Raw genomic sequence first — 15,043 nt, forward strand, 5'->3', positions numbered from 1 at the left:
ACTTGCCGCGGCGGGCGCCCCGATGGGACGAGGCGCCGCAGACGAGGAAGCATACGTACCCGGCGATACGCGACCAGAGGCTTCGATTCGGCACTGTCCCAAGTCTCTTGCTGCCCCACCTCGCGGCTTGGTCAAAGGCCGAAACGCCTCTGGCTGGATCACTGTCCAGACGTAGGGTTGCCCTACATCCCAGGATGGCACTGGTACGTACTTGTGAGAGGCAGGGAGTTCAGCAGTGGGTGGGCAGCAGGGGCTACCAGAAGACGCCGGACTCGAGCAAGCGGGACCGGAGTATCTGAAGACCGAGAAGCCGCTGATCACGCAGCTGGTCGGACTCGGGTGGGAGCACCTGGAAGGTGCCACTCCTGGAAAGCCGGTCAGCAGCGCCGCACTGTCTCAACGAGCCACGTACAAAGATGTCCTCTACGAGGATCGCTTCCGGGACGCCGTAGCCAAGATCAACCCTGCCCCCGGAGGCGGCGGAACGTGGCTGACTCCCGCCCAGCTTGGCCGTCTCCTCTCCCTCGTCCTGGGCACTGCCCCGGGCCAGGGGCCGGCCGAACGAGGGGTAGCCGCCAACCTCGCGGTCACGAAGTTGCTACGTGATGGCGTCAATGCCCGGACCCTGCCTGGCTGGCGGAAGGGCGACCCCGAGCATGTCCAGCTTGTCGACTGGGACGGGGAAAACGGCGGGCGTAATGATTTCCTGGCAGTGAGCCAGTTCCGCGTGGACCGCGAGGGGCTGTCCCACGTCACCCCGGACCTCGTACTGTTCGTCAACGGGCTGCCCTGGGTTGTCATCGAATGCAAGGCCCCACTCACCTCTGGAAGCGACAGCAGGGCTGCCTTGGACGATGCTGTCGGCCAGGTCTGCCGGTACGCAAGCCTTGAGTCTCCTGCGCCTGTGCCGGAGTTCACTCGATACGCTCAGGTCCTGATTGGCACCGACAGGAAGTACGCCGAACTCGGCACCGTCACCTCGACCCCCGAGTACTTCACGCCGTGGCGCACAACTGAGCCCGCGCCCGCCAATGGCTGCGACACCGACATGGCCGTGCTGGTCGCGGGTGTGCTTACCCCAGGCCACCTTCTGACGCTAGTGCGGGACTTCACCACCGAGCGCGGTCAGGGCGGCCGCACGCTCAAGGTGGTCGGTCGCTACCAGCAGTTCCGGGCCGTCCGCCGGCTCGCCCGAGCGCTCAGGGAGCGCACTACAGCGATCGCGGCAGGACACGAGGCCAGCCAGCGGGGTGGGGTCATTTGGCACACCCAGGGCTCTGGCAAAAGCCTCACCATGGCCTTCCTGGTACGTCATCTCAGGAGCAGCCAGGAGCTCAAGGGGCACAAAGTCGTCGTCGTCACCGACCGCATCGATCTTGAGAAGCAGATTCTGGAGTCGATGGCTGCGGCTGAGGAGACCGTCCACCGGGCGGACGGGGTGGCGGACGCACGTGCACACCTCGCCGTCCGAGTGCCCGACGTCGTCCTGGTCATGCTCCAGAAGGCACAACGCGACGACACCGCCTACGACGGGCGCGAGGAGAAGCTGGGCACCGAGGACGGCCAAGAGAAGACACACGTCCAAGTCAACGTCGCCAATCCCAGTTCACGCATCGTGGTCCTCATCGACGAGGCTCACAGAGGCCAGGACCGCTGGCTGCATGCCCGGCTTCGAGCGCTGCTGCCGAACGCCGTGCTTGTCGGCTTCACCGGGACGCCCATTATCAGCGAAGCGCGCAAGAAGACCGAGGAGATCTTTGGTTCGATCGTCGACACGTACACGCTGCGTGACGCCGAGCAGGACCGGTCTGTCGTGCCAGTGCGCTACGAGGCTTACGACGTGCCTTTGGAGGTCGTTGAGAAGGCCGCGTTGGACGCCAAATTCGACACACAGGTGCCTGCTGATCCGGAGCAGCGTGAACGCGTGCTGCGGAAGTTTGCACGTCGGAAAGAGGTGCTCGAAGCCCCGTCCGTGATTGCTGACAAGGCCGACTACATGCTGCGGCACTGGGCGGTCTTTGCTCTGCCCGACCGATTCGGTGCCCAGTTGGTCGCAGTGTCCCGGCGTGCGGCTGTCCGGTACCGGAGTGCTCTGCTCATCGCCCGTGACCGACTGGTCCGGCAACTCGATGAACTGGACCCAGCCCTACGCCACGATCCGGCAGCAGTGCTCGGCGCCAGCAGGGAGACACGAGAGCTCCTGGCCATGCTCCCTCACCGGGACGTCCTCGCTTCCATCGACGCCGCAGTGGTGATCCACGGTGATCGGCAGAAGGATCCCGCGGATTGGCGGGACTGGACATTGAAGTCCCGCCAAGACTCGCACATCGAGCGTTTCAAAGCGGGACTTGGCGATCCGCTCGGTTCCGCGGTCGACCCGTCTTGGGATGTTGATCCGCACGGCATGCCAGGCCAGGGACTGTTCTCACCCGAGGCACCTGTGACCGATGTCTGGACAGCTGGGGAAGAATCCAGCGAAGTGACGGACGAGGATCGTTGGGATACCACGGACGACGATCAGGAAGCCGCCGAGCCGCTGGCCTTCCTCGTCGTCCAGTCGATGCTCCTGACAGGCTTCGACGCACCCGTTGAGCAAGTCCTCTACTTGGACTGTGCCCTCTCCGGTGTGGGACTTCTCCAAGCCGTAGCGCGCACTAACCGCCCATACCCGCGCAAGAAGTGGGGATTGGTCGTCGACTTCGTGGGCATCGGGGACGAATTGGCCCGCTCGTTGCGCGACTACGAACAGCATCACCTGCGCCAGGTCTACGGCTACCAGAACGTGAGCGTAGACCACCTCGCACGGGACTTTGCGGGAGATCAGCCCACCGGGGACGGACTGCTCCTTCAGGCAGACGCTGCTGCCGATAAGCTCCTGAAGGACCTGCACGGCTCTGTCTCCCGCTTCCTAGAAGCACGAAACCTAGCCTCGTACGACGTCTACGGAACCATTTCTCTGGCCGACGAGCAGCGCCGTGAGGCGCTCCTGGAAGAGCTCGCCGACCCGCTGGCACGTGGTGAGTTCGACGAGCTGGTGCGCGCCTTCCTTACCGCCCTCGGCGCTGTCCTTCCCCGTCCGTACGCACTCACCTATGAGCGGCTGGCCGGCCACCTCGGCGAGGTCCAGTACCTGGCGAGGCAGAGCTACCTGGACGGTCGCGACGAGTTCAGCCCGCGCCGATACGGCGCCAAGGTGCGCAAGCTCATCGCCAACCACATTCGGGTCACCGGTGTCGAGTTGCGGATTCCTCCCGTCGAGCTGACCGCGCCCGACTTCATGGAACGTGTCGAAGCAAATCAAGACGTACGTGCCAGGACCCGCTACATGATCAGTCGACTGCGTACGCACATCACAGCGAATATCGGCACAGACCGTGCGCGCTACGAGCTCTTCAGCAGTCGCCTGGAGGAGATCGTCCAGCGGATGCGTCAGGACTTCGAGCAGGCCGCCGCCGACCTCACCCGGCTCGTCGGAGATGTCACGGAGGACGTCGAGGAGACGGGTCCGAGCCTCGATCCGCTGACTGAAGGGCCGGTGTACCGAGCGCTGGCTAGGGAGCTGGAGCAGGTCGACTCTGTGTCCGTTCCTGGAGACGTAGATCTCTACGAGGCAGCGTGCGGCATCTCCGTGGACATAGCCGTGCTGGTAAGACAACCACACTTTCCGGCACAGCCCGATGCGCGTGACGATGTACGCAGGGAACTCCGGTTCAGAGTGGCAGACCACCTCCACATCGAGTGGGAGGCGACCGCTGACCTGGCGGCCGGGCTCTTGGAGCTCGCCGTGGAGCGCCGTGACGACTTCCTGCGCTACGGGAGACGGTCCCGTTAACAGATGCAGCGTCGGCGGCGCTCACGGCCCCTCTCAGCGCCAGATGGTACGAATGACTGGTGAGCCTCACCGTCCAGTCCGCTCTCGCGTCACTCCCCATGCCAAGGGAGTGGACGTGGCAGGTCGTCGTGCGGCCACGGCGCCGGACGCTGGGGATTGAGATCCGGGAGGACGGCGGTGTGCTCTTCGCTGTGCCGGCGGACGCCGATCCACAGGCCGTCGCCGAAGCTGTACGCTCTCGGCTGCCCCGGCTTGCCGGCGAGGTAGAGCGACGCAGGCATGGCGGAGGGGAACCCGTCAAGGAGCTGGTGGGCGGGACGAGCTTCGCGTACCTCGGGCGCCGCCACCGGCTGAAAGTAGTGCAGGCCGGTTCGGATAAGCGGGTGCGACTGAACCAGGGCTGGCTGGAGCTTCCAGAGACTGAGTCGCCGCAACAAGGTGCTCGCCTGATTGCCCAGTGGTACACAGCGCGAGGTACACGATGGGCATCCGCCCGCGCTGCACCTCTGGCTGAGCGCACGGGTGTCACTCCACGGAGCGTGACGGTCCAAGAACTTGGAGAACGCTGGGGAGCCTGCGAGCCTGACGGCTCCATCAGGCTGCACTGGGCACTCATGCAGCTACCGCCGAGCCTTGTGGATCTGGTTCTCGTCCATGAGCTCACACACCTGAAAGTACCTGCTCACGGTGCCGCATTCCGGCGCAGAATGCGTATGACGCTTGAGGACCTTGACACTCTGGAGCGCCAGTTCGCAAAAGCAGAGCCGAGTCTGTGGCGCGGAGCCATCTGACCTCATTGCTTGCACAGATTGAGAGCCACGCAGAAGGGCCCGCCTCTATAGGCGGGCCCTTCATGCTCTCGTTCCCGAGAACGAGAGTGGTTCAAATTTCAACTAAACGTTGAACCGGAACTCCACCACGTCCCCGTCCTGCATCACGTAGTCCTTGCCCTCCATGCGGGCCTTGCCCTTCGCGCGGGCCTCGGTGACCGAGCCGGTTTCGACCAGGGCGTCGAAGGAGACGACCTCCGCCTTGATGAAGCCCTTCTGGAAGTCGGTGTGGATCACGCCGGCCGCCTCGGGGGCCGTGGCGCCCTTCTTGATCGTCCAGGCGCGGGACTCCTTCGGGCCCGCCGTGAGGTAGGTCTGCAGGCCCAGGGTGTTGAAGCCGACGCGGGCCAGGGTCGCGAGTCCCGGCTCGTCCTGGCCCACGGACTGGAGCAGCTCCAGGGCCTCGTCCTCGTCCAGCTCGGCGAGGTCCGCCTCCAGCTTGGCGTTCAGGAAGATCGCCTCGGCGGGGGCGACCAGGGAGCGCTGGGCGTCCTTGAAGGTGTCGTCCGTCAGCTCGTCCTCGTCGACGTTGAAGACGTAGAGGAACGGCTTTGTGGTGAGCAGATGCAGGTCGTGGAGCAGCTCGGCACGCTCGCTGCCCTGCAGGATGCCGTGCGCGAAGAGCGTGTCGCCCTTCTCCAGGATCTCCTTCGCCTCCTCGACGGCCTTCACCTTCGGGGCGATGTCCTTCTTGATGCGCGACTCCTTCTGGAGGCGCGGCAGGACCTTCTCGATCGTCTGGAGGTCCGCGAGGATCAGCTCGGTGTTGATCGTCTCGATGTCGTCCTTCGGCGAGACCTTGCCGTCGACGTGCACGACGTTCTCGTCCTTGAAGGCGCGGATGACCTGGCAGATGGCGTCCGACTCGCGGATGTTCGCGAGGAACTTGTTGCCCAGGCCCTCGCCCTCGCTGGCGCCGCGCACGATTCCGGCGATGTCGACGAAGTCGACGGTGGCCGGCAGCACCCGCTCCGACTTGAAGATCTCCGCCAGCTTGCCCAGACGGGCGTCGGGGACACCCACGACGCCGACGTTCGGCTCGATCGTGGCGAACGGGTAGTTGGCCGCCAGCACGTCGTTCTTGGTCAGGGCGTTGAACAGGGTCGACTTGCCGACATTGGGCAGGCCGACGATTCCGATCGTGAGCGACACGTTGCGACTTCCCGTACGTGAGGTGGGGGTGGAGGACTGGGGCGGTGGGCCCGGGTCCGTCAGGAGAGTGAGCGGGCCAGTCCACCAGTCTACGGGGTGCCCGGTACCACCCCGGCGACGTATCGAACGCTTGGACAAGGTCGTGTCAACGGCGTGTCCCAGAGGCCATTCCACACATAAACCGACCTAAGTTGGTGCAGTGGAGCAACACAGGACACGACCCCCGCACTCCGGACCGCGACGTGGCGCCCCCCTCCCCCCGCAGGGCCGGAGGTCGGCAGCCGTCGGCGCACGGTCCGGCACGGCCCTGCGGCCCCCCTCCGCAGGCCGGCCCGAATCCGGCGGCGGCGCCCAGCGGCGCCCGCCGACGCGGCGACCTGTCCTCCGACGGGACGCCGCGCCGCATGAGCAGGCGGTACGACGCCTGCCGGGCCCGCGACTCACCGGCCTCGGCGGCGGCCTGTTCTGCGCCGCCGTGATGCTCGTGATCGGCTGCTTCGACCAACTGGTGTTCGATTCGTCGCTCACCGTCTACGGCGCGCTGTTCCTGCCCGTGTGCGTGCTGACCGCGCTGTGGGTGCGGCCCGGCGACCTGGTGGCGGCGCCCGTGGTGGTGCCGATCGCCTTCGCCGCGGGGCTGCTGACGGTGGCCGACGGTGACAGCGGGCTCGGGGAGCTCACGGTGGGGCTGGTGACGGCTCTCGCCACCCAGGCGGGCTGGCTGTACGGCGGCACGCTCGTGGCGGGTGTCATCGCGACCGTGCGCCGGGTGCGGGACGTGCGGCGGCGGGCGGCGCAGCGCCGCCGCCCGGCCTGACCCGCACGGTGGCGCCGTAGGGCCTGAGCAGCACGTACGGCGGTGCCCGGGTGCGCTACGCCGTCGTGGCGGCCCGCATCGCCGCCCCCACGATGCCCGCGTTGTTCTGCAGCTGCGCCGGCACGATCTCCGCCGTGACGCCCTCGATCAGCGGCAGGAACTTCTCGGACTTGCGGCTGACGCCGCCGCCGATGACGAACAGCTCGGGCGAGAACAGCATCTCCACGTGGGCCAGGTACTTCCGCACCCGGCGGGCCCAGTGCTCCCACGTCAGGTCGTGGTCCTCCTTGGCCTTGGTGGAGGCGCGCTTCTCGGCCTCGTGGCCGCCGAGCTCCAGATGGCCCAGCTCCGTGTTCGGCACCAGCGCGCCGTCCACGAACAGGGCGCTGCCGATGCCGGTGCCGAGGGTGAGCACGATGACCGTGCCCTTGCGGTCACGGCCGGCGCCGAACTTCATCTCCGCCACGCCCGCCGCGTCCGCGTCGTTCAGCACGGTCACCGGCAGCCCGTTCAGACGGCTGCCGAAGAGCGTACGGGCGTCCGTGTCGATCCAGCTCTTGTCGACGTTCGCCGCCGTGCGGATCATGGATCCGCCCGTGACGACGCCGGGGAAGGTGATGCCGACCGGCCCGGTCCAGCCGAAGTGGCCGACGACCTCCTTCACAGCGTCGGCCACGCCGTCGGGTGTCGCCGGGTGGGGGGTGAGCACTTTGTGGCGCTCCTGCGCCAGCTCGCCCCTTTCCAGGTCCACGGGTGCGCCCTTGATTCCGGAACCGCCGATGTCCACACCGAAGATCTGCATGGGCACCACGGTACGTCGTGGGGCGGACGCGCTCCTGGCGCTCAGTCCTGTGCCGTGCCGCCCGCGAGTCGCCGCGCGGCCTCCGCACGCAGGTCACGGCGCAGTTCCTTCGGCAGCGAGAAGGTGATGGACTCCTCCGCCGCCTTGACGAGCTCGACGTCCTCGAAGCCGTGCGGCGCGAGCCACTCCAGCACCTGCTCGACCAGGACCTCCGGCACGGAGGCGCCCGAGGTCACGCCGACCGTCGACACGCCCTCGAGCCAGGCCTCGTCGATCTCGTCGGCGAAGTCCACCAGGTACGCCTCGCGCGCGCCCGCGAGCTTGGCGACCTCGACCAGCCGCTTGGAGTTCGAGGAGTTGCGGGAGCCGACGACGATGACCAGGTCCGCCTCGGCGCCCATCTGCTTCACCGCGAGCTGGCGGTTCTGCGTGGCGTAGCAGATGTCGTCGCTGGGCGGGGAGATCAGCTGCGGGAACTTCTCCTTGAGGGCGTCGACCGTCTCCATGGTCTCGTCCACGGACAGGGTGGTCTGGGACAGCCAGACGACCCTGGACGGGTCGCGCACCTCGACCTTCGCGACGTCCCCGGGGCCGTCCACGAGCTGGATGTGCTCGGGGGCCTCGCCGGAGGTGCCGATGACCTCCTCGTGGCCCTCGTGCCCGATCAGGAGGATGTCGAAGTCGTCGTCGGCGAACCGGACGGCCTCCTTGTGGACCTTCGTGACCAGCGGGCAGGTGGCGTCGATGGTGGCGAGCCGGCCCCGCTCGGCCTCCTCGTGGACCGCGGGGGCGACGCCGTGCGCGGAGAACATCACGATGTTCCCCGCCGGCACCTCCTCCGTCTGCTCGACGAAGATCGCGCCCTTCTTCTCCAGGGTCTGCACGACGTACTTGTTGTGGACGATTTCGTGGCGGACGTAGATCGGGGCCCCGTACTGCTCCAGGGCCTTCTCGACGGCGATCACGGCACGGTCGACGCCCGCGCAGTAGCCCCGGGGGGCGGCGAGCAGGACACGGCGGCCAGGCGAAGCGGTCATGCGGACCATCGTAAGGCCGTGTCCGGCCGGGTGCGGATCGCCTCCCGGGGCGGCGGGCGGCAGGTGGGCGGGGGGTGTGGAGGGCCGGGAAAGGCCGGGTGACGGCCCGGTGTCGTCAGTGGCGGCGGCTACGCTCGGCGCATGGCTCTCAACACGTCCGCGCAGGCGCCGCTGCCCGTCGGCGAGGTGTCGCGGCTCATCGGTGGATGGATCGACCGGCTCGGGGCCGTGTGGGTCGAGGGGCAGATCACCCAGCTGTCGCGGCGGCCCGGGGCCGGTGTCGTCTTCCTGACGCTGCGCGATCCGTCGCACGACATCTCGATCTCCGTCACCTGCTACCGACAGGTGTTCGACGCGGTCGCCGACGTGGTGAGCGAGGGCGCCCGCGTGATCGTCCACGCGAAGCCGGAGTGGTACGCCCCGCGCGGGCAGCTGTCGCTGCGCGCGGCCGAGATACGGCCCGTGGGCGTCGGGGAGCTGCTCGCCCGGCTCGAACAGCTGAAGAAGGCCCTGGCGGCCGAGGGGCTGTTCGCCGTCGAGCGCAAGAAGCCGCTGCCCTTTCTGCCGCAGCTCGTCGGTCTCGTCTGCGGCCGCGCCTCGGCGGCGGAACGCGATGTGCTGGAGAACGCGCGGCACCGCTGGCCCGCCGTCCGCTTCGAGGTCCGCAACGTCGCCGTGCAGGGTGTGCACGCGGTGCCCCAGGTCGTGCGGGCCGTGCGGGAGCTGGACGCGCTGGAGGCGGTGGACGTGATCATCGTGGCGCGGGGCGGCGGCAGCGTGGAGGATCTGCTGCCCTTCTCCGACGAGCAGCTCGTCCGTACGGTGGCGGGCTGCCGTACGCCGGTGGTGTCGGCCATCGGCCACGAGCCGGACAATCCGCTGCTCGACCATGTCGCCGACCTGCGGGCCTCCACCCCGACCGACGCCGCCAAGAAGGTCGTGCCGGACGTGGGTGAGGAGCTCGTGCGCGTACAGGGGCTGCGGGACCGGGCGCGGCGCTGTGTGCGGGGGCTGGTGGAGCGGGAGGAGCGGGGGCTCGCGCACGCGCTGGCGCGGCCCTCGATGGAGGACCCGCACCGCATGGTCGACGAGCGGGCCGAGCAGATCACCTCCCTGGCCGACCGGGGCCGCCGCACCCTGCGGCATCTGCTGGACCGGGCCGAGTCGGAGCTCACGCACACGCACGCGCGCGTGGTCGCGCTGTCGCCGGCCGCGACGCTGCGGCGCGGCTACGCGGTGCTGCAGAAGCCGCAGGGGCAGGTCGTGCGGGGCGCCCGGGAGGTCTCGTCCGGCGAGACCCTGCGCGCACGGGTGGCCGAGGGCGAGTTCACGGTCCGGGTCGAGAGCGGGGGCCCTTCGACCGGGTCGGGCCTGGACGAGGGCGACATCTAGGGTGGGCGTATGACCAGCGAGACGGACGAGACACTCGGGTACGAGCAGGCGCGGGACGAGCTGATCGAGGTCGTACGGCGCCTGGAGGCCGGGGGCACGACGCTTGAGGAGTCCCTGGCGCTGTGGGAGCGGGGCGAGGCGCTGGCCAAGGTGTGCCGGACCTGGCTCGAAGGCGCGCGCAGGCGCCTGGACGCCGCGCTCGCCGAGGAGGAGGGCGAGGACGCGGCGGCGACCGACGGCGGCGTCACTTCGCCGTGAGCGCCTGCGCCATCTTCGTCAGCTGTTCGAAGGACGCCGTGCCGACGACGGCGGTCGTGGAGCCCTTGTCGCGGAGCACGAGCGCGTCGTAGCGGCCCCCGGTGTAGCGCTGCCAGACCTGGCCGTCGATGGTCTGCCTGGTCGTCGACTCCTTGCCGCCCTGGCTCGCGTCGTCGATGAAGTCGGCGGGCCGCTGAGTCGACTGCTCAATCGCCACGTACTGACCGGTGGGGTCCTGGAAGCCGAGGTGCCAGGCATCGAAGCGCGCGCCCTGGTAGGTCACCGAGGTGGCCTTCCAGGTGGCGGGCAGGCCCTCGGGCGCCGCCACCGGGTAGGGCGCCGACCGGCGGGCCGTGAGCAGTTCGACGCGGTAGTCGACCCGCTTGGCGTCGGGGGCGCGCTCGTCGTGGGGAATGAAGAAGAGGTAGATGACGCCTGCCATCAGCCCGATCAGGCCCAGGGAGAGAATCATGTCCCGGACCGTCTTCTGCTTGCCATTCGTGCCTGCCACGCCCCCATCGTCGCAGGTGCAGGGGTCTGCTCATCCGTGGGGCCCCCTGCTCATTTTGTCTGCCTAACGATAGAGTCTGGGGCACACCCTCATCCGGCCGTCGTCGTATCAGTCAGAAAGGTGCGCTCCGATGACCGAGAATCATCACCACCTGCCGTCCGAGCTCGAAGTTCCTTCCGAGGCACCGGACCGCAACCTCGCCCTCGAACTCGTCCGGGTCACCGAGGCCGCCGCCATGGCCGCGGGCCGCTGGGTCGGCCGCGGCGACAAGAACGGGGCGGACGGCGCGGCCGTGCGCGCCATGCGGAACCTCGTCCACACCGTCTCGATGAACGGCGTCGTCGTCATCGGTGAGGGCGAGAAGGACGAGGCCCCGATGCTCTTCAACGGGGAGCGGATCGGTGACGGCACCGGTCCGGAGTGCGACATCGCCGTGGACCCGATCGACGGGACCACGCTCACGGCCAAGGGCATGCCCAACGCCATCGCCGTGCTCGCCGCCGCCGACCGCGGCACGATGTTCGACCCGTCCGCCGTCTTCTACATGGACAAGCTGGTCACCGGGCCCGAGGCGGCCGACTACGTGGACATCGACGCGCCCGCGTCGGTGAACATCCGCCGGGTCGCGAAGGCGAAGCGGTCCGCCCCCGAGGACGTCACGGTCGTCATCCTGGACCGGCCGCGCCATGAGGGCCTCATCAAGGAGGTGCGGGAGACCGGTGCCCGTATCAAGCTGATCTCGGACGGCGATGTCGCCGGTTCGATCCTCGCGCTGCGCGAGGGCACGGGCATCGACCTGCTGCTGGGCATCGGGGGGACGCCCGAGGGCATCATCTCCGCGTGCGCGGTGAAGTGCCTGGGCGGCACCATCCAGGGCAAGCTGTGGCCCAAGGACGACGAGGAGCGCCAGCGGGCCATCGACGCCGGCCACGACCTGGACCGCGTGCTGACCACGGACGACCTCGTCTCCGGTGACAACGTGTTCTTCGTCGCGACCGGCATCACCGACGGCGAACTGCTGCGCGGGGTGCGCTACCGCTCCGAGACCGCCACCACCGACTCGATCGTGATGCGCTCGAAGTCCGGCACCGTCCGCCGGATCGACTCGGTGCACCGGCTGAGCAAGCTGCGCGCCTACAGCGACATCGACTTCGACCGGGCGAAGTAGCCGGGCACGGGCCGCCGGACCCCGGTCCGGCGGCCCACCCCGTGCCGTGGGGCGCCCTCGGTGCGGAAAGGGCGCCCTCATATGGACGGTGCGAGCGCGCGATGGCCTGCCGTCAGCCGGCCGCGGCTATCGTTCCCCGCGCGGCCTTCTTCAGCTCCATGTCGCGGCGGCGGCGCCGGGCGAGCACCACACGGCGCTCGGCGGCCGTCAGACCGCCCCACACCCCGTAGGGCTCGGGCTGGAGCAGCGCGTGCTCCCGGCACTCGACCATCACCGGGCAGCGCCCGCAGACCCGCTTGGCCGCCTCCTCGCGCGACAGCCGGGCCGCGGTGGGCTCCTTGGAGGGGGCGAAGAACAGGCCGGCCTCGTCGCGCCGGCACACCGCCTCCGTGTGCCATGGGGCGTCCTGGTCCCTGTCGTGCACCGGCACCCGCTGTTGCGGGACGTCGGCGACCTGCAGGGACGAAAGCGGCGGTTGCAGCACGGTCCACTCCTGACGACGGCTTCGCGAGCGAGAGACGATGCAACAAGGCCTACCCGCTGTGCGCGCGCCTATGCACTGAGTTCCCAACCGCTGGTCCCCCAGAGGGTGTTCGCGCCCCTCCGGGTGCCGGACCACCCTGCTTCGAGGTGTCCGGATTCACACCCGTCAACGGTCCAGATGCCTGCGCAAAGCCTTGTCGACCTTGCCCGACACCTTGTCCGAGACCCGGTCGAGGATGTCCGCGACGAGCTTGCCCCGCTTCGGCCGCGCATCGACGCTCCCGAGCAGGGCGAGACCGTCCACGTGGACGACCGGCGCGTCCTGGTCGGCGGAGTCCAGCGGACTGACCTCGAAGCTGCCGAGGACGCCCCCGCCGGTGCCGCGCAGGGAGACGTTCTCCGGGACGCGGATGTCGACGCTGCCGAAGACCGAGATCGCCCTGATCACGACCTGCCGGTACTCGAACATCGCCTCGCTGAGGTCGATCTCGACGCTGCCGAAGATCGCGTAGGCGTGCATACGGCGGCCGGGGCGCCAGCGGCCCCTGCGCACGGCGCTGCTGAAGACCGCCACCACGTGGTCGTCGGGCTCGACGGGTATCGGAGCGGGGGCCGGGCGGTTCGGGGGCGGGGCGTACGCCCCCGCGGCGGGGTGGTGCGGGTGGGCCGCGGGCAGGTCCTGGACGAACCGGTCCAGCTCGCCGGCCGTCCTGGCACTCAGCACGCCTTCCACCCGCTCGGCGTGCTCCTCGGCCGTGAGGCGGCCCTCGGCGAGCGCGTCGCGCAGAAGGTCTGCGACGCGGTCGCGGTCGGCGTCGGAGCAGCGCAGGTCGGCCGGGGGCACGGGCCGGGCGGCCACGGGAGCGGGGCTCTTGTGAAGGTCCACGGAAGCAGCGTACCCAAACGCGATAGATCGCGACTACCCCTCGGTCCGCACCTGCGGAGAGTCCACCGCCGAGCCCGACTGAGCCTTACCTCACAAGTCGGCCGCCGACGGCAGGTTCTACGCTGGTGGACGCTGCCAACGGAGGCCAGCCGCTGTCTGTCTAGTGAGGAATGGGCGAGATGCCTGAGTTCGCGTACACCGATCTGCTGCCGACAGGAGAGGACACCACGCCCTACCGGCTGGTGACCTCCGAGGGCGTCTCCACCGTCGAGGCCGACGGGCGTACGTTCCTCAAGGTCGAGCCGGAGGCGCTGCGCAAGCTCGCCGAAGAGGCCATCCACGACATCCAGCACTATCTGCGCCCGGCGCACCTGGCCCAGCTGCGCCGCATCATCGACGACCCCGAGGCCTCGGGGAACGACAAGTTCGTCGCGCTGGACCTGCTGAAGAACGCGAACATCGCGGCGGCGGGCGTGCTCCCGATGTGCCAGGACACCGGCACGGCGATCGTCATGGGCAAGCGCGGGCAGAACGTCCTCACCGGGGGCGAGGACGAGAAGGCCCTCTCCCGCGGCATCTACGACGCCTACACCCGGCTGAACCTGCGGTACTCGCAGATGGCCCCGGTCACCATGTGGGAGGAGAGGAACACCGGCTCCAACCTGCCGGCGCAGATCGAGCTGTACGCGACGGACGGCGGCGCCTACAAGTTCCTGTTCATGGCCAAGGGCGGCGGCAGCGCCAACAAGAGCTTCCTCTACCAGGAGACCAAGGCCGTCCTGAACGAGGCCTCCATGATGAAGTTCCTGGAGGAGAAGATCCGTTCGCTGGGGACGGCCGCGTGCCCGCCCTACCACCTGGCGATCGTCGTCGGCGGCACCAGCGCCGAGTACGCCCTCAAGACCGCCAAGTACGCCTCCGCGCACTACCTGGACGAGCTGCCGTCCGAGGGGTCCCCGCTCGGTCACGGCTTCCGGGACCAGGAGCTGGAGGAGAAGGTCTTCGAACTGACCCAGAGGATCGGCATCGGGGCGCAGTTCGGCGGCAAGTACTTCTGCCACGACGTGCGCGTGGTGCGGCTGCCGCGGCACGGCGCCTCCTGTCCGGTCGCCATCGCGGTCTCCTGCTCGGCCGACCGCCAGGCGGTCGCGAAGATCACGGCCGAGGGCGTGTTCCTGGAGCAGCTGGAGACGGACCCGGCGCGGTTCCTGCCGGAGACGACCGACGAGCACCTGGAGCAGGAGGGCGACGTGGTGCGCGTCGACCTGAACCAGCCCATGGACGACATCCTCGCCGAGCTGTCCAAGCACCCCGTCAAGACGCGGCTGTCGCTGTCCGGGCCGCTGGTCGTGGCGCGCGACATCGCGCACGCCAAGATCAAGGAGCGGCTGGACGCGGGTGAGGAGATGCCGCAGTACCTGAAGGACCACCCGGTGTACTACGCCGGTCCGGCCAAGACGCCCGAGGGGTACGCGTCGGGGTCGTTCGGTCCGACCACGGCCGGGCGCATGGACTCCTACGTCGAGCAGTTCCAGGCGGCGGGCGGTTCCAAGGTGATGCTCGCGAAGGGGAACCGGAGCAGGCAGGTCACGGACGCGTGCGCCTCGCACGGCGGCTTCTACCTGGGCTCGATCGGGGGGCCGGCCGCGCGGCTCGCGCAGGACTGCATCAAGAAGGTCGAGGTCGTCGAGTACGAGGAGCTCGGCATGGAAGCGGTGTGGAGGATCGAGGTCGAGGACTTCCCGGCGTTCGTCGTGGTGGACGACAAGGGGAACGACTTCTTCCAGGACCCCGCGCCCGCGCCGACGTTCACCTCGATTCCGGTGCGGGGGCCCGGGCTGGCGTAGCGCCGTCGGAGCGCGGCGGGGACGGGTT

13 protein-coding genes are annotated in these 15,043 nt (G+C 68.9%); 7 read left to right on the forward strand and 6 right to left on the reverse strand.

Annotation, left to right across the window (positions count from 1 at the left end; genetic code table 11):
* Positions 1-235: 235 nt before the first annotated feature.
* Both AB0C59_RS31600 and AB0C59_RS31605 read left to right on the forward strand, forming a co-directional pair.
* Entirely contained in the window at positions 236-3,832 is a 3,597-nt protein-coding gene (locus AB0C59_RS31600; RefSeq protein WP_363010698.1) for a type I restriction endonuclease, read from the forward strand.
* 98 nt (positions 3,833-3,930) lie between these two features.
* Positions 3,931-4,623 (forward strand): SprT family zinc-dependent metalloprotease, encoded by a 693-nt coding sequence (locus AB0C59_RS31605; protein WP_363010744.1) that lies wholly within the window; start codon positions 3,931-3,933, stop codon positions 4,621-4,623.
* A 102-nt stretch (positions 4,624-4,725) separates the two neighbouring features.
* On the opposite strand, the gene ychF is transcribed toward AB0C59_RS31605, so the two are convergent.
* Positions 4,726-5,814: a redox-regulated ATPase YchF gene (gene ychF / locus AB0C59_RS31610; RefSeq protein WP_363010700.1), complete on the reverse strand. Its 1,089-nt coding sequence runs from the start codon at positions 5,812-5,814 to the stop codon at positions 4,726-4,728.
* A 199-nt stretch (positions 5,815-6,013) separates the two neighbouring features.
* On the opposite strand from ychF, the gene AB0C59_RS31615 reads away from it, so the two are divergent.
* Positions 6,014-6,631: a DUF6542 domain-containing protein gene (locus AB0C59_RS31615; protein WP_363010702.1), complete on the forward strand. Its 618-nt coding sequence runs from the start codon at positions 6,014-6,016 to the stop codon at positions 6,629-6,631.
* Positions 6,632-6,686: 55 nt separating this feature from the next.
* Here AB0C59_RS31615 and ppgK read toward each other — a convergent pair whose 3' ends face one another.
* Positions 6,687-7,433: a polyphosphate--glucose phosphotransferase gene (gene ppgK, locus AB0C59_RS31620; protein WP_363010704.1), complete on the reverse strand. Its 747-nt coding sequence runs from the start codon at positions 7,431-7,433 to the stop codon at positions 6,687-6,689.
* A gap of 41 nt (positions 7,434-7,474) precedes the next feature.
* The gene (locus AB0C59_RS31625) at positions 7,475-8,479 is read right to left on the reverse strand and encodes a 4-hydroxy-3-methylbut-2-enyl diphosphate reductase (protein WP_363010706.1); all 1,005 of its coding nucleotides are present in this window, start codon (positions 8,477-8,479) and stop codon (positions 7,475-7,477) included.
* Between the two features lie 132 nt (positions 8,480-8,611).
* Between AB0C59_RS31625 and xseA the strand changes: the two genes are divergently transcribed.
* Together xseA and AB0C59_RS31635 are read left to right on the forward strand one after the other, a co-directional pair.
* Entirely contained in the window at positions 8,612-9,862 is a 1,251-nt protein-coding gene (xseA, locus tag AB0C59_RS31630; RefSeq protein ID WP_363010708.1) for an exodeoxyribonuclease VII large subunit, read from the forward strand.
* Positions 9,863-9,871: 9 nt separating this feature from the next.
* Entirely contained in the window at positions 9,872-10,120 is a 249-nt protein-coding gene (locus tag AB0C59_RS31635) for an exodeoxyribonuclease VII small subunit (RefSeq protein ID WP_363010710.1), read from the forward strand.
* Here the strand turns inward: AB0C59_RS31635 and AB0C59_RS31640 are convergent.
* On the reverse strand, positions 10,107-10,631 hold the full coding sequence (locus AB0C59_RS31640) for a DUF4245 domain-containing protein (RefSeq protein WP_363010712.1): 525 nt from the start codon (positions 10,629-10,631) through the stop codon (positions 10,107-10,109). The two genes, AB0C59_RS31635 and AB0C59_RS31640, sit on opposite strands and share 14 nt — an antisense overlap.
* Before the next feature lie 130 nt (positions 10,632-10,761).
* Here AB0C59_RS31640 and glpX point away from each other — a divergent pair, with 130 nt between their 5' ends.
* Positions 10,762-11,799: a class II fructose-bisphosphatase gene (glpX, locus tag AB0C59_RS31645; RefSeq protein ID WP_363010714.1), complete on the forward strand. Its 1,038-nt coding sequence runs from the start codon at positions 10,762-10,764 to the stop codon at positions 11,797-11,799.
* Positions 11,800-11,911: 112 nt separating this feature from the next.
* Here glpX and AB0C59_RS31650 read toward each other — a convergent pair whose 3' ends face one another.
* Positions 11,912-12,283 carry a WhiB family transcriptional regulator gene (locus AB0C59_RS31650; protein WP_363010716.1) on the reverse strand — a complete coding sequence of 124 codons (372 nt, stop codon included), beginning with the start codon at positions 12,281-12,283 and terminating at the stop codon, positions 11,912-11,914.
* A gap of 165 nt (positions 12,284-12,448) precedes the next feature.
* Positions 12,449-13,168 (reverse strand): DUF1707 domain-containing protein, encoded by a 720-nt coding sequence (locus AB0C59_RS31655; protein WP_363010718.1) that lies wholly within the window; start codon positions 13,166-13,168, stop codon positions 12,449-12,451.
* A gap of 170 nt (positions 13,169-13,338) precedes the next feature.
* Between AB0C59_RS31655 and AB0C59_RS31660 the strand changes: the two genes are divergently transcribed.
* A complete protein-coding gene (locus AB0C59_RS31660) occupies positions 13,339-15,015 on the forward strand; it encodes a fumarate hydratase (RefSeq protein ID WP_363010720.1) in 1,677 nt (558 codons plus the stop codon).
* Positions 15,016-15,043 lie beyond the last annotated feature (28 nt).

This window comes from Streptomyces sp. NPDC048664, assembly GCF_040650555.1.
In the GTDB taxonomy this organism is placed as follows: domain Bacteria; phylum Actinomycetota; class Actinomycetes; order Streptomycetales; family Streptomycetaceae; genus Streptomyces.